This window comes from Phyllobacterium chamaecytisi (assembly GCF_020164455.1).
Classification (GTDB): Bacteria; Pseudomonadota; Alphaproteobacteria; order Rhizobiales; family Rhizobiaceae; genus Phyllobacterium; species Phyllobacterium chamaecytisi.
Genome location: NZ_JAIQWW010000001.1, coordinates 272,286 through 295,301 on the forward strand (window position 1 = coordinate 272,286; position 23,016 = coordinate 295,301).

At 54.7% G+C, this 23,016-nt stretch carries 23 protein-coding genes and 1 pseudogene; 3 read left to right on the forward strand and 21 right to left on the reverse strand.

Going from position 1 to position 23,016, the window contains the following annotated elements:
- Positions 1-75: 75 nt before the first annotated feature.
- The 18 genes and pseudogenes from LB462_RS01265 to LB462_RS01350 form a co-directional block, all read right to left on the reverse strand.
- Positions 76-639 (reverse strand): hypothetical protein, encoded by a 564-nt coding sequence (locus LB462_RS01265; protein ID WP_224505608.1) that lies wholly within the window; start codon positions 637-639, stop codon positions 76-78.
- Positions 640-641: 2 nt separating this feature from the next.
- Entirely contained in the window at positions 642-1,163 is a 522-nt protein-coding gene (locus LB462_RS01270; protein ID WP_224505609.1) for a hypothetical protein, read from the reverse strand.
- Between the two features lie 285 nt (positions 1,164-1,448).
- A complete protein-coding gene (locus LB462_RS01275; protein ID WP_224505610.1) occupies positions 1,449-2,438 on the reverse strand; it encodes a hypothetical protein in 990 nt (329 codons plus the stop codon).
- A 260-nt stretch (positions 2,439-2,698) separates the two neighbouring features.
- Positions 2,699-3,373, reverse strand: coding sequence for a hypothetical protein (locus LB462_RS01280; protein ID WP_224505611.1), 675 nt, complete (start codon positions 3,371-3,373; stop codon positions 2,699-2,701).
- A 530-nt stretch (positions 3,374-3,903) separates the two neighbouring features.
- The gene (locus tag LB462_RS01285) at positions 3,904-4,194 is read right to left on the reverse strand and encodes a hypothetical protein (RefSeq protein WP_224505612.1); all 291 of its coding nucleotides are present in this window, start codon (positions 4,192-4,194) and stop codon (positions 3,904-3,906) included.
- Complete coding sequence (locus tag LB462_RS01290; RefSeq protein WP_224505613.1) at positions 4,191-4,394, reverse strand: helix-turn-helix transcriptional regulator; 204 nt, start codon at positions 4,392-4,394, stop codon at positions 4,191-4,193. Before LB462_RS01290 ends, LB462_RS01285 begins: the two co-directional genes overlap by 4 nt.
- Positions 4,395-4,502: 108 nt before the next feature.
- Positions 4,503-4,856 (reverse strand): hypothetical protein, encoded by a 354-nt coding sequence (locus tag LB462_RS01295; protein ID WP_224505614.1) that lies wholly within the window; start codon positions 4,854-4,856, stop codon positions 4,503-4,505.
- The gene (locus LB462_RS31360) at positions 4,849-6,012 is read right to left on the reverse strand and encodes a tyrosine-type recombinase/integrase (protein WP_224505615.1); all 1,164 of its coding nucleotides are present in this window, start codon (positions 6,010-6,012) and stop codon (positions 4,849-4,851) included. The genes LB462_RS01295 and LB462_RS31360 overlap by 8 nt, the downstream gene beginning before the upstream one ends.
- 144 nt (positions 6,013-6,156) lie before the next feature.
- Positions 6,157-6,276 (reverse strand): annotated as a pseudogene (locus LB462_RS01305) (DDE-type integrase/transposase/recombinase); the annotation flags it as partial.
- 67 nt (positions 6,277-6,343) lie between these two features.
- Positions 6,344-7,327: an ABC transporter permease gene (locus tag LB462_RS01310; RefSeq protein WP_224505616.1), complete on the reverse strand. Its 984-nt coding sequence runs from the start codon at positions 7,325-7,327 to the stop codon at positions 6,344-6,346.
- A gap of 24 nt (positions 7,328-7,351) precedes the next feature.
- Positions 7,352-8,944 carry a sugar ABC transporter ATP-binding protein gene (locus tag LB462_RS01315; RefSeq protein ID WP_224505617.1) on the reverse strand — a complete coding sequence of 531 codons (1,593 nt, stop codon included), beginning with the start codon at positions 8,942-8,944 and terminating at the stop codon, positions 7,352-7,354.
- 27 nt (positions 8,945-8,971) lie between these two features.
- Entirely contained in the window at positions 8,972-9,931 is a 960-nt protein-coding gene (locus tag LB462_RS01320; RefSeq protein ID WP_112527662.1) for a sugar-binding protein, read from the reverse strand.
- A gap of 412 nt (positions 9,932-10,343) precedes the next feature.
- Entirely contained in the window at positions 10,344-11,411 is a 1,068-nt protein-coding gene (locus LB462_RS01325; RefSeq protein ID WP_304610436.1) for an ABC transporter ATP-binding protein, read from the reverse strand.
- A 5-nt stretch (positions 11,412-11,416) separates the two neighbouring features.
- On the reverse strand, positions 11,417-12,229 hold the full coding sequence (locus LB462_RS01330; protein WP_224505618.1) for a carbohydrate ABC transporter permease: 813 nt from the start codon (positions 12,227-12,229) through the stop codon (positions 11,417-11,419).
- Positions 12,230-12,244: 15 nt separating this feature from the next.
- Positions 12,245-13,147, reverse strand: coding sequence for a carbohydrate ABC transporter permease (locus LB462_RS01335; protein WP_224505619.1), 903 nt, complete (start codon positions 13,145-13,147; stop codon positions 12,245-12,247).
- Between the two features lie 74 nt (positions 13,148-13,221).
- The gene (locus LB462_RS01340; protein ID WP_224505620.1) at positions 13,222-14,430 is read right to left on the reverse strand and encodes an ABC transporter substrate-binding protein; all 1,209 of its coding nucleotides are present in this window, start codon (positions 14,428-14,430) and stop codon (positions 13,222-13,224) included.
- Positions 14,431-14,498: 68 nt separating this feature from the next.
- Positions 14,499-15,395, reverse strand: coding sequence for a sugar phosphate isomerase/epimerase family protein (locus LB462_RS01345; RefSeq protein ID WP_224505621.1), 897 nt, complete (start codon positions 15,393-15,395; stop codon positions 14,499-14,501).
- A gap of 11 nt (positions 15,396-15,406) precedes the next feature.
- A complete protein-coding gene (locus LB462_RS01350; RefSeq protein ID WP_224505622.1) occupies positions 15,407-16,429 on the reverse strand; it encodes a Gfo/Idh/MocA family protein in 1,023 nt (340 codons plus the stop codon).
- 164 nt (positions 16,430-16,593) lie between these two features.
- On the opposite strand from LB462_RS01350, the gene LB462_RS01355 reads away from it, so the two are divergent.
- The 3 genes from LB462_RS01355 (at position 16,594) to LB462_RS01365 (ending at position 20,262) form a co-directional block, all read left to right on the forward strand.
- The gene (locus LB462_RS01355) at positions 16,594-17,628 is read left to right on the forward strand and encodes a LacI family DNA-binding transcriptional regulator (protein ID WP_224505623.1); all 1,035 of its coding nucleotides are present in this window, start codon (positions 16,594-16,596) and stop codon (positions 17,626-17,628) included.
- Positions 17,629-18,121: 493 nt separating this feature from the next.
- The gene (locus tag LB462_RS01360; protein ID WP_224505624.1) at positions 18,122-18,886 is read left to right on the forward strand and encodes an SDR family oxidoreductase; all 765 of its coding nucleotides are present in this window, start codon (positions 18,122-18,124) and stop codon (positions 18,884-18,886) included.
- A gap of 437 nt (positions 18,887-19,323) precedes the next feature.
- Entirely contained in the window at positions 19,324-20,262 is a 939-nt protein-coding gene (locus LB462_RS01365; RefSeq protein WP_224505625.1) for an adenylate/guanylate cyclase domain-containing protein, read from the forward strand.
- Between the two features lie 430 nt (positions 20,263-20,692).
- Here the strand turns inward: LB462_RS01365 and LB462_RS01370 are convergent, their stop codons facing one another.
- From LB462_RS01370 to LB462_RS01380, 3 genes are all read right to left on the reverse strand, one after another.
- Positions 20,693-21,187, reverse strand: a complete 495-nt coding sequence (locus LB462_RS01370) for a DUF3237 domain-containing protein (protein WP_224505626.1) — start codon at positions 21,185-21,187, stop codon at positions 20,693-20,695.
- Between the two features lie 130 nt (positions 21,188-21,317).
- Complete coding sequence (locus LB462_RS01375) at positions 21,318-21,839, reverse strand: hypothetical protein (RefSeq protein WP_224505627.1); 522 nt, start codon at positions 21,837-21,839, stop codon at positions 21,318-21,320.
- A 94-nt stretch (positions 21,840-21,933) separates the two neighbouring features.
- Positions 21,934-22,980, reverse strand: coding sequence for a DMT family transporter (locus LB462_RS01380; protein ID WP_224505628.1), 1,047 nt, complete (start codon positions 22,978-22,980; stop codon positions 21,934-21,936).
- Positions 22,981-23,016 lie beyond the last annotated feature (36 nt).

Consider the following 23,016-nt stretch of genomic DNA (forward strand, 5'->3'; position numbering starts at 1 on the left):
TCCAGCGGCTTGCCTCGCACTAAAATCTTACGCGGCGCATTCCCGCGCTTGGCCTGGGCCTTTTCAATCGCCATTTTAATAGCCCGCCCTTTTGGCTTCACCTAGCCAGCGAGGAACGTGGCCGTCGCGATAGTCGCCGAGGAATGCCGGAGTCATCGGAACAAGTGAACCCCAACTAACGTCGTTCGCGTCTAGGTCGGAACGCAGTTCATCGTAGTGTGCGCGTGCAACCTGTACCTGTTCGAGGGCCTCGGCCATCGCTTTGACGCGGCGAGCATACTCAGGTTTGACCTTTGCGCAGACTGCCAGGCTGGCTTTTGAACGAGCGTCGGCGAGCCTGATTCTTATGATTTCCAGCGCATTCGCGATGGTCTTTAGATGGGTATCGATTTCACCCACTCGCTGCCGTGAGGTCGCTTTTCCCGACACCGGATCGCCTAACAGTGCGGCAACCTTGGGATCAACTTCTCGGCTGGTATCCGCCCGGATTGACGCGACAAGCCCGACGCGCTCGGCGGTAAACTTTGCCTGCTGGTCGAGGAGGTCGCGCTGCTTAGCGACCAATTCGGCGTAGGCGGGATCAGCGTCGGCAAGCGACGGCACGACGAATGGTACGGTTTTCTGTTTTAGCAATGACATGGTTATTCTCCGAATAGATCGTCAATGGCGGCAGCGATGGCGCGGCCTGGTATAGTGACTGCCCGGCGATGATGTGGGTCGGCCCAATGGGAATGAAGTGCGCCAGGCTCGCGGAAACGAGTAATACTGTCGGAGCCGTAGATGGACACCTCTCTCCAATTTTGAACGATATCGATCTGAACGTCGGCAAGTTCATTAGGAAGGATGAAAAAGTAATTTAGCCTTGTGCCGACTGTGGCGTATTTTGCCTTCACGCTTGCGGGCATGTTTGGGGTATCAAATCCAGGCTCGCCGAGCTCCCGATATCGAGCGACCTCTGCGGGAATTGCTCGCAATGGCACATCCAAAGATGAGCCGATAAGGATATCGAGGAAGTGGATCAGTTTTATTTCGGGCGGCCTGTGTGGTCCGCCAGCGGGAATGCTGCCCGCTTCGGTCAGTTTAACAGCCACAGAGCGACAGCGCTCGATGGGAAAGCCGACGCGCGCAGATATCGCTTCGACGGCCTGATTGGTTGTTGGCATCGTAACTCCTTTCTTTTCAATTTGATGAGTACGGAGGTTTTAAAAAAACGGTGCACCAGCACCTATATGGCAGCGTTGATGCTGGTGCTTTCGCGGCGCTACCAGGTCGCGAGACAAATAGCGGAGGCTCCCGGCGTACAGGAGAAATACGGCCGGAAGCTCGATCAGCGTTCCGCGTGCGGTGAACGCGATCAAAAAGGCCCGCATTGCTGCGAGCCTGAACTTGTGAGGATTTTTCTTCCTATACCAATATACGCTCTTGTCCCTATGCGAGGGACTGAAAAACTATGCGGCCATCGAAATGAATTCGTCGACCGCCGAGTTAATCTCTTCGACGCCTTTTCGTTCGGCCGTCTTCCCTTGATATCCCATCGCCTGGCCTATCTCGCTGGCCCTGGCGTCTGTCGTCGCCATATCCAGGTAATAGACTGTCTTGGCGCTAAGTTTGGCCTTTGCGTTCTTGAAGTCTATTCGCTCGATCATTGCGTCATCCCATGATCGCGTTGAGCCACCAAATGTTTCGTTTCCAGCAATGCGCATACCGATAAACGACGGCATATTGTCTTGAAACCCGCCGTATTCTGTTCGCGGAAGAGCCGGGCCATTCAATTTTGTTATTCCGCCAGTGTATGCGGTCTTGGCTGCGTCGTATTCGGCTTGCGTCCAATCGGCGCCGGGCTTGCCGCCTTTTGTCGTGTAATATTTTATAGCTCGGCTGACCTTTGACGCCGCGCTGTACCGCTCGACGCCTTCGCTAGGATACTTCGAAGCCGGTAGCGTCGTGGGAAAGTCTGTACCAATACCCGCGAGAACTGCGACCAGGTGACGATTTGACAAAACAGTGGCGTCTTTGGTTCGTTGGTCGAAGAGCTCTTCTAGTTGCTCGTCTTTCGACTTGTGCATGGCTACACCCTTCGGCTTGCGATACTCCTCCCATGGGTTGCGCCATTTTCCATCGCTGCTCCGCCATTTGGTAAGCCGACCTTTCGAATCGAATTGAATTCCATCCTTTCCGGCATTGGTCACCTCGTTAACGGTGGGGCGGATTTTATAAATCCGTTCGACTCCCATTTCGCTTAGGAGCTCCGGCGAGTTGTGATTTGTCGCGATCGGAGGCGCTACAGAGTTGTCGTTTGCAGCGGCGTACTTCGCTAGGCTTTCCGCCCTTGTCTCGTCTCCGGCGCGAATATAGCGCGTTGCGGTTGGCCAGGCCTTGACCTGATCTATGTCGGAGTCCCACTTCGGCAGCCTGGCCATGAATGCCTCGCGCGCCATATGCCATTCCCGAGCGCACTCTGGCGTCGTAGGGCCGTCATGCGGTTGAGTGGTCGCGCGACCGATGCGAGGTTGTAATGTCGCGGGCGTAAACCTGATTTGGCTATATAACGCTGATCGCTCCATTACTATTCGCTGGTCGAGGTCGAGAACGACCGGCGTTCCCCTCGATTCATATTCCGTTGTATTTGTGCGATCGAGCGTCCTTTGCGATGAGTAAAGTCGACGGCCTTCCGGTAATACCTTGAAGCGATTCCAGGTCATGCCGCCCTCACACTGGAACGGCCAAAGCCAAGCCCTCCGCCCGGTAGGTTCATCGCAAGAATTGGCATTCCTATCGGAGAATCGCCCGCGTGCTTTTTGAACTGAACGCAGGCTGATGATTTCGTTTCCATTGTGTATTGGATTACCTCGCCTTCGCGATCGCCATCCATGTACTGCAAACCCAACTCGACGTTTGCCCGGCTTTCCGCATATCCGGTAATCCGCATTTCTTGCGTCAGAGTTGGCAAGATGAGTTTGCCATATGACGGCTTATTGGAATTGGCTGGTGCAGCCCGGTCGGCCTCGTCATACTTCTCTGCGGCCAGCCACTTTTCTAAAGGCATACGTTTCTGGCCTGGCTTTGCGGATAACGCCCACGACTTGGCGCGCTCAACCATTCTTTGAGCAAGGTCGGCATCTGGATTGATGGAAAGAAAGGCCTCTCTCGATTTCTGTTTGTTGCCTAGCCTCCCATAGGCCAGCCATAGTCGATTAAAGGCAAGCTCTTGACCATCTATGATTGCCGTGGCCCCAAGGCCAAACGGCACATCATTAGATGATACTGTACCCCTAACTATATCCCCGTCTTTATACGGGTCTAAGTTAGTTGAGTCTTTGGGTACCCCGAGGTCTCCGGTTGAGGGGATAACTGGGTACCCCGAGGTATCCATTACTGGGTACCCCGAGGTCTCCGGTTGGGAAAAAGTGCACAAGTTAGAAGTGTGCGAATTACTGGGTACGTCGGGGTATCCAGTCGGATTTATGCAACCCCATTTGGAAACGATTACCGGAGGCACACTTATTGAAATGTCGTGTGGAAACTTCCCGCTTGAGGCTTGTTCCAGTAGGTGAAAGTTTGGCCACCAGCGCGAGGCATTACCCTTGCCAGCGCCCTTTTCGACAAGCGCGAGGAATTTCCAATCTATAAGTTCGTCTTGAGCCTTCCTTATGGATTTTCGCGCCAGACTCCATCTGCCCCCAAATGAGCCGCGAAGGTCAGACTCCATGAATCGTTCTGATGCGAGCGAAGTCCATTTGTATTCTTCGTGCGAGCGACGCAAATGGAAACGCCAGACAATTACGTGACGAAGCGCTATGCCAGGATAACCAAGGATTAGCTCGTTCAGCTTGTCGCGACCCAGTAACGAATGTGGGTCTGTCACGTCTTTCATCCAGTACGATACTGTTCGAGGTTCGAAACTCATGCTGCCACCAATGCGGCCTTGCGCTTGGCGCGTTGCTTCCTATTTTTGTCTAACTCTTCCTCGATTGCGCGTTCTCGCTCATAAATTTCGCGTTCGCTGTCGATTGCTCGGCGCAACTCCTTGCGTATGGCGCGAATCTTCTTCCTAGCGTAGGAAATTGTGGCTTGGTCGCCCTCTGTTAGGGCCTCGTAAAGGAAGGTTTCGCACGCGCCAATATTGCACTCTGCAAGCTCTCTAATATGCTGCGCGGACAAGCCCAATTTGCGAGAAATCATAAGGCCGTTCATGCGGCCACCTGGCGCGCGTCAATGCGATCTTGTACCCAAGCCAAGACCTCCGCACGCACGAAGGCGATACGGCGCTCTCCCAAACTTACCTCAACGGGAAAATTGCCGCGTTCCCGAAATTTATTGATTGCGGTACGACTTAGAGAGGTAAGTTCGCAGACATGATTGAGTGAAACTAGTCGTGGGGTGTTATCGTTCAAAGCGTCCTCCTTTAGTTGTTGGATGACGCCTGTTATAGCTATAATGACATTGGTGAATACCTAGGCGAATAAGACATTCACTTAGGGTATTTTATTGTTATTTTACAATTAGATAGCATCGCTCTCGTCTTTGCCTTTGTCGTAGTAAGTAAGACATGCCTCAACGTGTTTTCCACTTCGGCCGCAAAACCTGGCAAGCTCCTCGACCCGATGCTTTCGCTTTGACATACCTTCGTCTTCGAGCCGGATGTTTTCCATTGCTATTTCGTACCACATGTACAAACCAACTGGCTGGCCGCCCCTCTTTGCGTCAAACAATCCGGCCACAAGACGTTGCGTCTCAGGCTTGGCTTCACCGGCAGCAAGCGCTTTCAAGGCAAGCTCGATAGCTTCCTCCCGCTTACGGTGGTTCAGCAGTTTTCGAATCTCGAATGCCGTCAAATCTATGTTAAGCTTAGCCAACGTAATTGCTCCAATCTTCCATTAGCTTGCGCCTTTTTTGCAGGGCATCGCTTCGCCGGTAAGCAGCCTCGACTCCGCCAATAACATGAGCGAGGGCCTGTTCAGCAACTTCGCGGGGATGGCTAGTCATATCGCCAGCCCAATCGCGGAAGCTAGATCGCAATCCGTGAAGGGTGGCCGCGCCATCCTTAGGCGCCGCCAGGCGCAAGGCCTTTGTCATTGCGGTATCGCTGATCGGGCGGCCGTCGCGGCCACCGCCGAAAACAAGGTCTCCTGTCGCTCGCTCTTCCTGCGACTCAAGGATGGTGAGTGCTGCATCTGTAAGAGGTACACGATGCTCTACACCCGCCTTCATACGGTCGGCGGGTATCGTCCAGAGCTTCTTGGCCTTGTCTATCTCTTGCCAAACCGCGCCGCGAGTTTCACCCGAGCGCGCCGCTGTCAAAGTGCTAAACTCAACAGCACGCGCCGCGACGCCTTTCGACGTGCGTAATTTCTTCACCATCGCGGGAATGTCTGAGTAGGCGAGGGCGGCATGGTGGCCGCGACCAAGTTTTTGGCGCGCAGGCATCACTTTATCGAGCAACCCTTTCCAGCGGGCCGGATTGCCCGCCGTGCGCCATTCGTGGGCTATCCCGTAGTCAATGACCGCTTGGATACGGGAACGTAGGCGATCGGCTGTCTCGGGCCGTGCTTGCCAGTGGGGAGCGAGGCATTCCTTTACGTCACCCATTACAATGTCTGCGATCGGCATGTCGTGAAGCGGCTTGGCATATTCACGCAAGGTCATAAGCCACTGCTGCTTATGCTTCTCGTTTTTCCAATCGTCCTTCTTTGTCTCAAGCAATGCCTTCATACAGTGCTCAAACGTTATGACTTTAGCTGGCCGCTTGTCAGTACGTGGATCATCGCCACGAGCAAGCTGGCCGCGAATTACTTCTGCCTTTTCGCGGGCGAGGGCTAAAGGAACGGGCGCAGTACCTTGGCCATAGCCACCAAGACCTATTTCGTTACGCTGGCCTGCTCGCTTCCACACGAATACCCAATTGCGGCTACCGCCTTTTTGCACGCGAATATATAGACCATCGCCGTCGCCATAAATTCCAGGTTTTTCCAGCGATTTCACCTTGGTTTCAGATAGCTTATTCTTCGCCACAAAAAGTCTCCGCCAAACTCAATTTCGATTCCCGTTATCATAACCGCCAATTTGACCTTATTAACTTTATTGGCAATTACAATGGGTTACGGACGGAAAAGTCAGCAAAAACGGCGGAGAGGCGGACTTCCTCTCCGCCAGTCATCTATATTCATGGTTCCCGAAACCGACCGTATCACCCGTGCTGTCGATCGCCCGGTAGAGATACATCCACTGGCCTCTGAGCTTGATGTAGGTCTCGTCCATATGCCACTTGCTGCCAACAGCGCTGGTGAAATGACGGCCTATGAACATCATGCGTTCGGTCGAGCCAACCCTGTGTTCGGCGTTTTCAATTTGATGGTGTCGAGTGCGCCGCCTTGTTCAACCGGCGTTTCGCTCGAAAAACGTCCCACTGCTGATCGACCAGAACGCCAATAAGGATCACCCCTCCCATAACTGCGAAATTGAGCGACGATGGAATGCCGAGAAGATTGACCAGATTCTGCAATTCTTGCAGCAGTATTGTGCCGAGAATTACGCCGACGATTGACCCTTCACCACCGCGCAGCGAAAAGCCACCGAGGACGGCGGCCGCGATCGCATACAGTTCATAAAAATTGCCGTGGCTGGCGGGGGAAATCGAGCGGGTATACATTGCAAAGTAGATAGCCGAGAGTGCCGTCAATACACCGCAAATGACATAGGCAGCCATCACCATTCTACCTGTCCTGATCCCGGAATATCTTGCCGCTTCCTCATTTTTGCCGATGGCATAAAGATAACGCCCGAAAACTGACCGGTGCAGTACTACCCACGTCACGCCCATAATAATGAGAAGGGCTATAAAGCTGTTGGGAATGCCATAGGTGCGGCCGGCCGTAAGGAATTCAAGAGTGGGAAAGTTCTGGCCGAAAGCAAAGCCGGCGGTCCCATCGGCAGTATAGAATCGGGCGATCCCGCGATAAATCAACAAGCCACACAGCGTCACCACGAATGGCTGGAGCTTCAGCCGCGTGATCAGCCAGCCATGGGCCAAACCAATGAGCCCACCGAGAACCAGGATGAGCATGAAAGCCAATGGCCAAGCCATGCCATGATTTGCAATCAAATCGATGAACAGAACACCGAGTAGCGCGATTAACGAACCCACCGAGAGTTCGATACCGCCGGTTATTATAACAAACGCTTGTCCTATCGACAGGATACCGAAGAGACCGATGAGATTCGACGTATTGGCGAGATTGATGGGCAGCAAGAAACGAGGATTGATTGTTGCGACAACGGCTCCCACGACGACTATGAGGATCAACAAGCCAATATCTTTTTTATTCATCGTGATCTCCAACCCTTATAGATGCTATCGTGCTGACTTGCCCACCGCCAGCAAAAGCACATTCTCCTGATCAAGTTGATCCTTGGCCAGAATGCCGGAAATCTGGCCTTCATGCATAACTGCGACGCGGTCGGAAACACCGATGACTTCCTCCATGTCGCTCGAAATCATGAGGACCGCGACACCTGTGTCGGCGAGCGCCTGCATGAGTCTGTAGATTTCAGCCTTGGCTCCAATATCGATCCCGCGAGTCGGCTCGTCGAAAATCATGATCCTTGGTTTCATCGCAAGCCATTTTGCCAGAACGACTTTTTGCTGGTTGCCGCCCGACAAGGTGCCGACACGCGTTTTTACCGATGGAGCCTTGATGCCAAGGTTACTTTTCTGTGCTTCTGCCGTCGTATTTTCGCTGGCGGCTGAAATTATCAAATTGGCCGAATGCGCCGAAAGATTAGGTAGCGAAATATTCTGTGCAATAGCGAAATCAAGGAGTATGCCAGCCAGCTTTCGATCCTCGGGGACGAGAAAGATGCCAGTGGCCACCGCATCAGCGGACGAAGAAAGCAGGACATGTTTGCCATCCAGATAAAGCTCTCCGCCAAGGCTCCTGTCTATGCCGAAGACAACGCGGGCGAATTCAGTCCTGCCCGAACCTACAAGTCCTGCTAGCCCGAGGATTTCGCCATGCAGCACGTCCAAATCGACGGTCCGATGAGGGTAAGCAGCTGTGCGAATGCCCTTGGCGGACAGCGCGACTGCACCAGCCTCGCGCTCCGAGGTATTTGTACGGGCTTTCAAAGCACGGCCTATCATGAGCTTGACCATCTGGTCGTGATTGATGGCGTCGCTTGCAAGTGTGCCCGCCAGCATTCCATCTCGAAGGACGATAACTCGATCGGCGACGCTCTCGACCTCGTGGAGTCGGTGCGAAATAAAGATAACGCTGATACCTTCTGCCTTTAGGCCTTTGATCACGCCGAGCAACTTTTCAGTTTCAGCCAAGGGAAGACTTGAGGTGGGTTCGTCCAGGATAACAAGCCTTGCCTTGATCGAAAGAGCTTTGGCAATCTCGACCATCTGCTGCTGGGCTAGCGACAATTCCGATACGGGGGTGTCGGCCGTAAAATTAGCGCCGACCCGTTTTAGGAGTGGTAAAACCATCTCGCGCAATTTAGCGCGATCGACCAGCTTCAGAGGGCCGCCGCGCAAGGGCTCCCTGCCAAGGAAGATATTGGCGGCAACGTCCAAATTTTCGAACAGGTTCAGTTCCTGATGGACGAAGGCAATTCCGGACTGGAGGCTATTTTCGACTGTAAGACGGTCATGATCGACGCCGTCGATCCTGATAAGACCGCGGTCCGGGGCCGCCACACCGCCCAGAATTTTCATCAGCGTTGATTTGCCAGCGCCATTTTCACCGACAAGGCCGATTACCTCGCCAGGTCTGATCTCAATGGAAAAGCCATCCAATGCCACAACACCGGGATAGGTCTTTCGCACGTCATGCAAGCTGAGGAAGGCTGCCTGATGACGTGCGTCAGAAGAAGTATCGATTGTGCCCGGCGTGGATTCGGCGCGATTAACGCCACCTGTTGCGGTAAAACCATTGCCAGTCATCGCGTCAAGCTCTTGTTCGAAAACAGCCTAGTTGCCAGCCATCTTTTTCAGATTGGCAGCGTATGCATCGACATCGTCCTTGCCGACAATCACAGTCTTGATAATCAGCAATTTGTTGTCCGGAATGCTCGACTTGTCACCGGCAAGGTAAGCGGCCATCATTTTCATACCCTGATAGGCCCATTCGAATGGCTGCTGCACGACAGTAGCGGCGACAGTGCCTTCCTTGACGCCACCCAACGTAATCGGATCGTCATCAAATCCAACGACGGTGATCTGCCCCAACTTGCCTGCATCGCGGAGAGCCTCGTAAATGCGAGGTGTATTATAAGAGTAAAAGCCAACCATGCAGGTAACATCCGGGCTAGCCACCAGAGCGTCTTCGACGTTCTTCTTGGCACGCGTCTGGTCAATATCGTCTCCGCGAACATCGACTAGTTCAATTTTGGTGCCTGCGAGACCATCCTTCATGCCCTGGATACGTTCCTTCGCATTGTCAGCGCCGAGCAGGCCGACAAATCCGAGACACTTGCCCCCGTTAGGCATGGCTTTTTTCGCGATTTCTGCAGCCTGTTTGCCTGCATCGACGTTGGACGAACCGATATAGGCGACGCGATTAGTCTGAGGCGCATCGCTATCTGTGGTGAAGAGGGCAGTCTCGGACGCAATCTTGTTGAGTCCATCGGTAGACGTCTTCGGATCTACGGCCGACACCATGATGCCCTTGACGCCGGCTGTGACGAGATCATCCATCAGGCGCTGCTGGATGGCTACCGAGGACTGCTCGGGATACTTGAGCTCCAAGTTGTAGTCGGGCAATTCGGCCTGCGCCTTCTTGACGCCCGCCTCGGCAGCTTTCCAGAAATCGGAGGCCCCATTCACCACGAAAGCCAGCGTTGGCTTGTCGGCGGCATAGGCCATAGTTGGCATTGACGCGCTAAACATCAACGCAGCGCAAAGTGCGGCAATAGATATTGCGGATTTCATGTCTAACCTCCCATTTGGCTCAACGCAGTCGTTGATCCGAGTTTTCAATCGGTGATCGAAGCCGGGCCACCTCCTATGGTTACCGGCAACGGGTGAAAGGCGTTCCACCATTCAGCCTGCAGACTTTAATGAGCCGATTCTCAATAGTAAATAGAATTATCATATAGTATTATCATTGCATTCCATTCGAATGGCGAAGGCACTACTCTTGGAAAACCGCCAAATCTCAGCGTGAAAGCCAAATGAAAATCCGCTCATCGGGAGCGGACCATGCATTTCAGGCAATGCGAAAGCACATGCGAAATCTCAATGGCGAGAATGCGCTCTGGACGCTTACCATTGACGACCATCGCTTTACGCAGTTCGGCATCACGGACAATGATCGCCTATCGATATACAAACTGCTGGACCGCTATGCTGCCAGCTCTGTTTCGCGATCAAAAAGATGCAGATTATCCAAGGAGATATGCAAGCGGACATGGTCACCTCTGCGAGTTACGGGCCTGCCACTGTGGGCGAGAACAACTGGCTGCGATGCGACCTCCAAAACCACGAAGGTCATGCTTCCCGTCGACTCAATGCCGGTGACGGTCGCATCAATGGCCATGTCGTTCACGCAGGGCTTCAGGGAAAGATGTTCGGGCCGCATGCCAATCCAGAATTGGCAACCGGCAGCGATATCGCGATTCAAACCTATCTGGGTGCTGTCGTTGTCAAGTACCAAAGCACCATTGTCGGTAACGGTCGCAGGCAGAAAGTTCATTGCCGGCGAACCAATGAAACCGGCGACAAACCTGTTCGCCGGCCGGTCATAAAGATCAAGCGGACTTCCCTGCTGCTCGACAACGCCGGCACGCATAACGACGACGTGATCGGCCATGGTCATCGCCTCGACCTGATCGTGCGTGACGTAGACCGACGTCGCGTTCAGGCGCTCGTGCAGTTTACGAATCTCGCTGCGCATATGGACGCGCAGCGCCGCATCGAGATTGGAGAGAGGTTCATCGAACAGGAACACTTTCGGATTGCGCACAATGGCGCGACCCATGGCAACACGTTGCCGCTGACCGCCCGACAAGGCTTTGGGCAGGCGATCCAAAAGATTGCCAAGGCCGAGGGTTTCTGCAGCGGTTCTCGTGCGCTCCGAGATTTCTTCCTTCGGACGGCGTTTCAGGCGCATCGAATAGTTCATATTGTGCTCGACATCCATGTGCGGGTAGAGCGCGTAGGACTGGAATACCATGGCGACATCGCGCTCACGCGGCGGTTTGCCGATGACACTCCGTCCGGCAATCCGGACGTCGCCGGAGCTGGTTTTCTCAAGTCCGGCAAGGGTTCGCAGCAAAGTGGACTTGCCGCAGCCGGAAGGCCCTACAAGGGCGACGAACGAGCCCTGTTTGATGGAAATGTTCACGTCCTTGAGCGCATGGAACCCGCCATAATGCTTATTCAGATGGTCGATTTCGATCTGGAGCATCATTCACCTCATTTAAGTGCGCCGGCGGTAAGACCGCTGACGATCCGCCGTTGCAACAGCATGAATACGATCAGGATGGGCGTCACGTAGATGGCCGCGTAAGTCATGATGCCGTTCCAGTCATTGGCATTCGGCCCCATGAACGTCTGCAACCCGACAGTTGCTGTCTGCAATTCGTTCTTGGCGATCAGCGAACGCGCATAGACATATTCGCCGAAGGACTGCAGAAAGATCAGCACCGACGTGACGAGAATACCATTGCGTGCCAAGGGCAGCATGATGTGGAAGAATGCGCCGATGCGCGATGATCCGTCTACGAGCGCCGCTTCTTCCAGTTCACGCGGCACCTGCACGAATGTTGCCCGGCAGAGGACGATGTAGAGCGGCAAGACCTTGGCGGTTTGCGCCAGGATAACAGCGATGCGCGGACTGGCTAAAAGACCGATCTGGTTGAACATAACGAAGATGGGTGTGACCATCAAAGAAGACGGCAAAACCTGCATCATCAGGATCGCGAAGAGGGCGATTTCAATCCAGACATTACGCACCCGCGATAATACGTAGGCACAGCCAGTTCCCAGTGTCGTAGCAAGGATCGTAACACCTGTAGCGATGAGCAGCGAATTCCAGATGTACCTGCCCATGTCGCGGCTCTTCCATACCTCCAGAAAATTCCACTGCGTGTCTGACGGCCAGAATGTAGGTGGATACTGAAATATCTCGGTACTGCTTTTCAGGGCCGTCAAATACATCCAGTAAAGCGGGAACAGATAGATCGCCGTCATGGCCAGACCGATGATGAGCAGAACGTAGCGTTTCATCAGCGTCCTCCTTCCTCAGTAGCTGTGTTCATGACGCGTAGAGCGCACATAAACGGCTGCTACCACTATGACGAAGATGATCATGAGAACGGAGACGGCACTGCCGAGAGAAATCTCATATGTCTGGAATGAGAACTGCCACGACCAATATTGAGCGACATTAGAGCTGTCAGCGGGGCCGCCCTGCGTGAGAGCAGCGATCAAGTCGAACTGTTGGAGTGTAAAGATAACGCCGAGCGATATCACGGCCCCAAGCTGCGCACGCATCAGAGGGAGGGTTATAGATCGAAAACGCTCGAATGCTCCTGCGCCATCAAGTTCGGCGGCCTCGTAGACGTCACGCGGTATGCTCGCGAGGCCAACCGAGAGCAGTATCATGTTGAAGGGAATGCCGAGCCAGATATTGGCGATGATAACGGCATAGAGCGCCACGTTTGGATCTGAGAGCCAGAAAATGCGGTCATCGGCAATCCCGAGGGATGTCAGGGCATAGTTGATAACGCCAAAATCGCCGGCGAAAAGCCATTTCCAGATTGCGCCGACGACGAGTGCGGGCATGATCCATCCGGCCAGGAACAGGCCACGCAAATAGCTGGCGCCCGGAAAGTCCTGCTGGAAGAAAAGTGCCAGCCCGAAGCCGATTGAAAGCTGGAACACAATAGAGAGAAACACAAATTTTACTGTGTTCCAGAAGATTGTACCCGCAACGGGCTGGGAGAAAATATCGTAGTAATTTTGCAAGCCCACGAACGGGCGGTTGAATGAAGTAAGCGTGAACATGTCAACCGTCTGCAAGGACATGATGATATTGTAGACGATGGGAAACGCCGAAAAAATGATGAGATAGAGCAGGGCAAGCCCAAGCAGCAAGATGTCAAATCCGCTGCCGTCCCGGATGGTTCTGATGATGCCTTGCACAGTATCCTCCCGCTTGCCACTTCAAATCTCCGATCCTCGCTCCTCCGCACGCGCGAAGGAGCGATTGTCGAAGTCTATTTGTTCAAAACAGCGTCGATTTGCTTCTGTGCAGTACCAAGCGCAGTCTTCGCATCGCTCTGATGCGTCAACGATGACTGTATGGCGGTGTAAATCGCCTTCGAAATCTTGGGCCATTCAGGATGAGGACCGCGATTGCGGGCATATTTCATGCTTTCCTCGAAGACGGCATAGATGGCTGGCGTTTTTGGATCATTCGACTTCACATTTGCGGCAGGCACAAAGCCAAAACGGTTCCAGACATCGGGCATCTTGCTATAGAGAAACTCCAGCAGGATAAAAGCTTCTTTGGGATGCTCGCTTTTGGCGAGGATAACGTTGTCGCCTTCGCCGAGCGCAGAGGCGCGCGTGGCGCCTTCCTGGGGAATCGGCAAAAGCGCGGCGCGATAATCGAATTTTGCTTCCCGTCCCATGCGAGGTAGTTCCCATGGGCCAGAAATGGCCATGGCTGCATTGCCGGCATTGAAGGTACCAGTCGAGTCAAACTGGCTGCGGATCAAGGTATCGGGAGATGCGAGCTTCTCGTCCAGCAGCTTGCCCCAGAAATCCAGAACCTTGATGCCACCCTCGGTGTCGACCTTGTTGTAGTCGCCGCCGGCCATCTGCAGCCAGGGCAAAAACTGGAATGTACCTTCTTCCGTGGCTACCGCCGAAAACGCCAAGCCATAGATATTCTTGGCCGGATCGTTGAGTTTTTTCGCGGCGGCGTATAGCTCGTCCCAGGTTTTGGGCGGATTGTCCGGGTCAAGGCCCTTCGCCTTGAACATGTCCGCATTGTAGTAGAGCGCAATGGTATTCGCGCCGCGTGGAATGCCGTAAATCTTCCCGTCCCAAGTGACCGAGGAAAGCGGGCCGGGGAAAATGTCCTCCTTCTTGATGACCTTCGAGTCAGCCAGCATGGGGCTGAGATCCAGCAGCAAGCCACGCGAGGCGAAGAGTGCGACTTCGGGATTGTCGATATAGGTCACGTCAGGCGATTCACCGGTTGCGGTGGCGCGTGCCAGATCGTTGACCATGTCGCGAAATTGAACGGTCTTGATGTTCAGCTTGATGTCCGGATGTGACTGCTCGAACTCGTCCTTCAGCAGGTACATGTACTGATCCGGGCGATCGATCGTCCAGATATCCAGCGTTACCGGCTCGGCTTGAGCGGCACCGGATATCAGCAGCGATGCAGCCGCGATCCATTTCATAACTCGTTTCATGCTTTCCTCCTCTTGTTGCTGGTCCGGCCCGCTTGCTTCTTTGCGGCAAGATTGGCCGGTGTCGAGTTTCAGGGGTTAGGGACGTATGAGCCGCCGCGGCTCTGCTTGAGATAGTTGAGCGAATGCACTTGCCCGGTCATTTCCAGTTCATTGCGATAAACCGGATCGTGCCAACCTTCGATGTCGATCGAGCCCGACCACCCGGCAAGCCGCAGTTCGGAAATCACATCGACCCAGTTGGTGTCGCCGAAACCCGGCGAGCGCATGAATACGAATTTCTCCTTGCCGAAGATGCCGTGCTCGCGGATGACCTCCCAGCGGATCGTCGCGTCCTTGCCGTGAACATGGAAAATCTTCGGTGCCCACTTGCGAATTTGCGGCAGCGGGTCGATCAGATAGACCATCTGATGGCAGGGTTCCCATTCAAGTCCAATATTGTCGGCTGGAACCTCGTTGAAGATCATTTCCCAGGCGTCGGGATTATGCGCGATGTTCCAGTCGCCGCTCGCCCAATTGCCGTCCATGGCGCAGTTTTCGAATGCGAGTTTTACACCTTTGTCGGCAGCACGCTTGGCCAGTTCTGTCCAGACTTTCCGGTATTGGGGCAAGCTTTCCTCGATTGGCTTACCGCGAACACGTCCCGTAAATCCGGCAATTGTCGTCGCGCCGAAATGGTGCGCATTGTCGATGAGCGCCTCCCAACCTTTCAACGTTTCACGGTCGATTTCTGTATCCTCGAGCGGATTGCCGAACATGCCCAGTGTCGACATGGTGACATCCTCGTCGCCGATCGCTTCCTTCAGTTCCTCCGCAAGTCTTGGCAGGTCCTTGTTCATCACTTGCCAGAAGAACGGTTCGAAGCTTTCAAAACCGTGCGCCAATATGCTCTTGACATAGGCAGCAGGGTCGGGCGCATTACCCTTGATCATGGTACCGATACGGATGGCTTTTGCCGGGTTGCTCACTTCGAACTCCTTCAGATCGTAATTTCGATGCGTCGTCCGGATTCGGCGCTGTCGATCGCACCGAACACCATGGCGAGGCTCTTGATATTTTCCGTGCCGACGGTCTCCGGAGGCGGACCGCCGCGCGCAGCTGCAATGAAATCCTGCATGACTCCGAGGTGACCGCCGATACGATCAGACGCGTCGAGGGGAGGGATATCGACGGCGGTCACCTCGGAAAACAGGCCTTCTCTGCCGGAGGTGACGGCTTCGGCCCGTATGTCATCGTATCCGTCCCAGACAATCGATCCCTTGCTGCCGATGACACGCCATGCACTCTCCCAGCTTGTGCGCAAACCGTCGGCGCACCAACTGCCGCGATAAGTGAAAACCGCACCATTGGAGAATTCAAAGATGGCAGCCGCTGAAGATCCCTGGCTGTACCACGAGTTGCCGGGCTCCCACTCGCGGGCGTAGACGGCGTTGGCGTCGTCTCCTGCAAGAAAGCGGGCAGCATCGAATGTATGGATCGCCATGTCGAGAAACAGAACGTGGCGCATCTCTTCGCGGAACCCGCCGAAATGCGGAGCGAGAAAAAAATCGCAGTGGAGGCTCGTCACGTCGCCAATGGTGCCCGACTGGATAAGCCTGCGGATACGCCGGATTTGTGCCAGATATCGCCGGTTTTGAACGACGGCATGAATTCGGCCTGTCTCACTCGCACGGCGAACGAGATCGCGCGCTTCCTCCAGAGTTTCCGCCATTGGTTTTTCGGAAAGAACATGGCAGCCAGCCTCGAGAGCAGTGGCAACTGTTGCATGCCTGGCGGCTGGTATCACGATATCGAAAACGATGTCGGGAGAGGTTTGACCAAGAACATCAGATAGATTGCTACCGACGGCGGCCGTCTCCCAACCGAACTCCTTGGCGCGGTGTTCAGCGCGCCCAGTGTCGAGGTCGACGATGCCGACAATCTCGACATCGCCGATGGTGCGGGCGGCCTCGAACCATGCTTTGCTCATGGCTCCGCAGCCGACTAAAACGGCACGTTGCATTTTTTCTCCTCCCAACGAAAACCATCGAAAATCAACGAAATCGATTGCAAATGGCTTCCGTAAACGTTTACGATTTCATATCGGAGTTTTATTTTTGTCAATCCCTCATTTCGGTGTTTTATGAGGGGCGGCCCTCAGAACGAGCGCGCCAAGGAGAAAAAAGTGTGAGTATTCGGGACCTTGCCCGCCATCTAAATATTTCGATCGGAACTGTTTCGCGGGCGCTGAATGGCAAGTCCGATGTCAATCCCGAAACCCGCGAGCGTGTACTCCTCGCGGCGAAAGAGTTCGGCTATGTCCCGAACCAGTCCGGCCGCAGCCTGCGACAGGGTACCACCAACACGATCGGTTTCATGATCGAGTCGTCTATCGAAACGGCCGACAATGGCGGCAGCTTCTTCATGCCGGTGTTCGAAGGCGTGCAATCCGTATTCAGGCGGCATCAACTCGATCTCGTGGCTCTACTGTGTGGAACCGATGAGGATCCCGGTGCCTATCTCAATCGCATAGTCGGACGCCGGTTCGTCGACGGATTGATTATTTCAGCGACAATGCGCAATGACCCGCGAATAACATTCCTGCTCGAGCGGAAAATCCCCTTTGTCACGCTTGGGCGCAGCGCCACGGGCGGCCAATATCCCTGGATCGATCTTGACTTTGAAGGCGTGGCGGCAACCGCGGTGGCCCGGCTGCTCAAATTCGGTCATCAGCGAATTGCAATCGGCGTACCGGCCAGTGATATCAATCTTGGCTACGTTTTCGTAGAAGGTTACAGACGAGCGTTGAGCGCCAATGGCATCAGCTTCGATCCTGATCTTGTCTTTCCGGCGAACAGCAATGAAGAGGGCGGTTACCGGGTTGCTACCGCAATGCTGGCGCAGAAGCAGATGCCGACCGCGGTCATTCTGGTGAATGAAAACATGGCGATCGGTCTTTACCGGCGCTTCTACGAAGCGGGTATCCATCCCGGCCGGGACATTGCCGTCGTTGGTTTTCGCGAAAGCACGCAAAGTCGCTTCCTGTCGCCCACTCTCACATGTTTTCGGATTTCGCTCCGCGATCTCGGCATTAAGTTAGCCGAAGCATTGCTTTCAACCATGCCCGCTTTCACGAGCAATTATCCGCAGGACAGCATTGACTTGGTCTGGCCGATGGAATTGGTACCCGGCGAAAGCGATGGTCCTTGGCATGGAACCTGATTGGTTAGAGGTCGCTGGTTATCTCGATGGTGTCATCGGATGCCTACGCGGCCACCATCGCCTACCGCCGGCGAACTTGCTGCTGTCGATTCATAGCAATTAGACCCGTTCAGGTTATGAAGCTGTTTGTGACAGATCCAGGCCCCCGCCCGGGGAATTGCACGGCGATCATCCCGCGACCTGGAGATCTCTTCGATCCAGAGACACAGCTAAGGCTACAGTGTTGATTTTCATCAGTTTTCTATGGCGTTGGCGGTAGGTCTGGGGCTCGATCCATCAAAAGCTTGGAATTCGCCGCCCCCTAGCGGGCTCCGCCGCATAGCACGATCACGGACCAGGCATTCCGCTACTTGAGAATTGACCCAACCAAGGCAATCATCGTGGCTCCTGATAAGAGATTTGATGGACTGGTTCAAATGCCGTTGAGCTGCAAAGTTTTGCGTCCGGACTGGCAGAGACAATATTCGGCCAGCAACTATCGAGGGAGCGAAAAATGAAACTATTCGATCTGCATGGTGAAGTGGCCATCGTCACTGGCGCGGGCAGTGGCATTGGGCAAGCCATAGCAATTGGGATAGCTGAGGCTGGAGCTGATGTCGCCTGTTTTGGCCATCGCTCAAACGGTGGTTTGGACCAGACCGCAGAAAAGATTCGTGCTCTGGGCCGCAAGACCCTGACGTTCGAAGGTACTGTAGTCTCAGCGAAGGACCTTTCTGGGGCGATCGAACGAATTGAGAAACAGCTTGGCCCGTTGACCATTGCTGTTAACAACGCAGGCATCGGCGCTGGCGGCGAAGCCGAGACACTGGAGCTGAAGAACTGGCAGCGGGTCTATGACGTTAACGTTACGGGCGTTTTCCTGTCTTGCCAGGCTCAAGCACGCGTAATGCTGCCCCGTAGGAAGGGGTCAATTATCAACGTCGCTTCCATATCTGGCTCGATCGTCAACCGCGACCTGAAGCAGGCAGATTATAATTCGTCCAAGGCCGCTGTCATTCATCTCTCCAAGAGTCTGGCGATGGAGTGGATTGGCCGTGGTGTTAGGGTCAACTCGATTAGTCCTGGATACACACTAACACCCATGAATCGTCGGCCTGAAGTTGCCGACCAGGTGGAGATATTCGCACGGGACACGCCGATGGGTCGCTTGGCGACGCCTGAGGAAATGATCGGTCCCGCCGTATTCCTTTCGAGCCGCGCTTCGTCGTTCGTCACGGGCATCGACCTTGTCGTCGATGGTGGATTCACTTGCTGGTAGCGGTTGGTAGGATGAGGGATTTGCCAATCCCTCGGCCTGACACCACAGTCTACCGCAATATAGACTTGATCCGCGATCTGCGCACCGTAGTCGGCGACCATGGTCGGTTTCTCCATCACGCTGGATGTGCATTGTTCTGAGAAACTCGCCCAGGACAGGACCCGACTGATCAAGGCGGTGGTGAGACTCTGATCCAGCGCCTACTGTTGCATCCAGAGAATAATGTGGCTTAAAATTGTGGGTGTGTCCCATCGCCTCAGAGGCTCGACACGACGGCGAGTCCTGCGCACGGGCCATCGATGGCCTCATACCATTTCCATCAGATTTATGGGTTCACGACCTAACTCTTCCCACATCCGGCTCGAGCCGTTAATGTCCGTAAGACTACGGGTGTCTTTGCGGCCCCTGCAGGTATCGAGCTGGGAGAGTACAACGCCATGACCGGAACGCGCCGCAAGCTGACGACGATCTTCTCGGCAGATGTTCAGGACTATACACGCTTGATGCGCGCCGATGAGGAAGGAACCCTCGACACCCTGAAAAAATACCGCGATACAATGTCCCGGTTGATCGAAATCCATGGCGGCAGGGTCGTCAACACCTGGGGCGATGGACTGATCGCTGAATTCGCCAGCGTGGTCGAGGCGGTGCGCGCAGCGCTCGATGTGCAGAACGAGCTTGCAGGCTACAACGCCGACCGCCCCGACGACACGCGCATGTTGTTTCGTATCGGTATCAACCTTGGCGATGTGATCGCCGAAGGTGACGACATTTACGGCGATGGTGTGAATGTGGCTGCACGCCTGCAAGCATCTGCATCGGCTGGCGGCATCGTCATATCCAACACGGTGTACGACCACGTGCGCAACAAGGTTGCGGTGGGTTTCGAATGCTTGGGACAGCTACCCGTCAAGAACATTGAAGGTGGCGTGCTCAGCTATGCCGTCAGGATCGGGGAAGATAGTCCCCGTTCTGCACAACAGGAGCCCTTACCGGCCAAGGGCGCGTCCGATGAAAAGACCGTTGAACTCACCAACACCCGCAACACTGGTTCCGGCGTGGCACCAAAGTGGCGCAACTACGGAGTATTGGGCGCAGTCTCAGCCGGTATCCTCGCCATCAACCTGCTGTCGTGGGACGGTGAGTTCTGGGCGCCGTGGCCAATCCTCGCTTTAGCAATCGTGGCCGCACTTTCATGGATGCGCACCGCCCGACAGGTTGATCACGTTCTGGCCGCCCTCGCGATAATTGGCTTTGCCCTCATCTGCATCAATCTGCTTTCCTGGCAGGGCACTTTCTGGGCCGCCTGGCCATTGCTTGCGATGGCTGTCCTCGGCAGCATCCGATGGTTTACGCGCCGCCGCGCGGAACCTTAAGGCCAGTGTGCGGAGGCTCGGAACCTCCGATGATTTGCAGCAGGGTTTACTATTTCTCCGCCCATGGTGGATGATACGGTTCAAATGGCTTGCCATCATTGTGCAGGCAACCAGCGAGCAATAACCCAAAGATAGCCAAGGCAAGTAGGGATTTGAGAGACATCGCATTGCTCCTTCCTGCAGTGTGCTTAAGATAAGCATTGTAGTCCGGGCAAAAAAGAGCCGGACTACATAAGCCCGGCTGAGTTCTTCTTCTAGGGGAAAAGCCGAAACGGAGGGGGGGAGAACCGCCTCGGCAACACCCAAGTTAGGCAAGTCTCGTTACAGCAGCATTGCCATCGGGCCTAGATTTGTTTCTAAAATCACAAAGTTGAACCCGGCCCACTGGAACGGTTCGCGTGTGTCGCCATCCTTTACAGGCTAAGTCGAACTACAACACTTCAAAGACGTTGTAGATTGGTCCATTGGCCTGTCTGTGGCCAGTCCCGATAGCAAGGGTTCGATTGATCCAATCGTATTTTGCCGACGCGGTCTCAAACACCGGATTGATGCGGAAATAGTAACTTGCCGGGTCGACGACTTCACCTTTCTCGATCCGGTCCATGACATCAGTCGGACCGTGACGTACGCCTTGATACGTCATGCCAATCAGTGCGTCGTCCGTCGTTCTGAGAACGAGACGGACATTCAACGTTGTGCTGCCATCGCTTCGCACCGTTTGCCAGTCGCTGCCGCCTTCCAGCACTTCTCCGGATAGTCGGTCTCCTTCGAACGATCCTCCAAGAATCACACCAATACGGCGAAACGCACCTGGTGTGTCCCCAATAACCTGAAGCTTCTGCACTTGCAGACGCATGGCGAACAAAGATCGCGTTCGAATGGCCCTAAGCGGCTCAGGCAGACTATCGGTCAGGAAAGTGGTCACAAAATGCACCTTTCACATCGCTCTTACCAAGTCACTGACGAATACCTGACAATCAAGCCTATTAGCCGGGCACTGTGAGCGAACGGCAGAAGGCGATGTCTGTCCATCTGATGCATGGTGATGCACGCTGTTAGCGTGCGTCGCGCTTGGCCTGTGCTACCTGTGCGGCCGCGCGCTGCCGACCGCGTTCCATTGGCCGGATAAGACTGTCTACCTTGGTGTTAGGATTCGCACGCATGCCTTGATGTGCATACCGCGTGTTGAATTCATTGCCTCTTGTCGGCGCCTGCTGTTTTAACGCCAGCACATTGCGTGCGTTTTCGATCAGTGTGATGCTGGCTGCCAGGCGGCGACGTCGCTCCACTTCAGTGTTCAGCCGGCGCATTGTCATCGCGAGAACGGCGACTTTCAGCTGAGATCCATCATCCCGGGCCGAAACTGCGCTGCCCTTCGGGGCGGCCTTGCCGCGCATTTCGCGTCGGCGTCGGTTAGCCTCCGTTTGCGCCTTGTCACGCTGTTGACGTGCAAGCTTTACGAGGTTGGACAGGTCAGCATCATTCATCTCCTGCAACGCTGGATGGTGAGACTTCTCCACCAGAATACGCTCTTCTGCGTTCAGTGCGCGCAGCTCTTCCTTGCGTGAGATGGCCATGCTGTGTCCTCTCCGTAGAAGTTGTCGCCCGACTTTCTTATGAATCACGCATGCGGTCAAGGTTGGCGCCGACACCTGCCCAAATCCAACTGCCTCACGACTTGTGCCGATGTTGATGGTGCGCATCCGGGAAATGCGAGTGCGTGTGTCGCAAGGCAGGATGTCTGTGGAGATGGCTATGGCTGACACCTGCGGCGACTGGGTACGGGTGATCATGCTGATGGTGCAGATCGTGAACGTGCTCATGCTCGTGCTCGAGTTCGGCATGGACGTGATCATGATGGTGTTGTTCCGTGAGATGAAGCCAGATGCCTATTGCCATCAGGGTACCAGCAAAAATGAGCGAAGGTGTCAGTGGCTCGCCCATCGCCAGTGCAAGCACTGCACCAATAAAAGGAGCAACTGAGAAATACGCACCTGTTCGAGCAGTCCCCAAGTGCCGTAGCGCCACCACAAACAGGGCCAGACTGATTCCGTAGGCGACGAACCCAAGTATGAGCGCACCGATCAGATTGGGCAGAGGCGGCAGATGAGAACCCAACAACAAGGCTAGTCCGAGGTTGACCGAACCCGCGACAAGGCCCTTCACCGATGCGATCCACGACGCGTCAGACAAGGACACTTTACGGGTCAAGTTGTTGTCGATGCCCCAAGCAAGACACGCTGCCAAGATCGCACAGGCCGACCAGAACCCCTCGAAATGGGCTTCGCTTGGCCAGCTCAAGATCAGCGCTCCGGCCATAATTGCGATCATACCAAGCGCAATACGCCGGTCGAAATTCTCTTTGAAGACGAACCAGGCGAGGAGGGCTGTGAAGACAGCTTCGGCATTCAACAGCAGTGAAGCACCCGATGCGGGTATCCCGACCAATCCAACCATGAGCAGAACTGGTCCAACAACGCCACCGGCAGTGATTGCGCCAATGAACCATACCAACTCGTGACGAGGTAGATGGACAACTGGAGACTTCGTGAGCCGACGATATAGCGTCAGACCCAAGCCAGAGCCGAGATACAAGAGTCCGGCAAGCATCCAGGGACTGACTGATGACAGCAGCAGTTTCGCCAAAGGTGTCCCAATGCCGAACAAGGTTGCGGCCATCAGTGCCGCTGGTACTCCTTGAACAAGTCCTATGCGCATTATGTCTCCATTTAGTCGACCGTCCCGGCAGCCGCG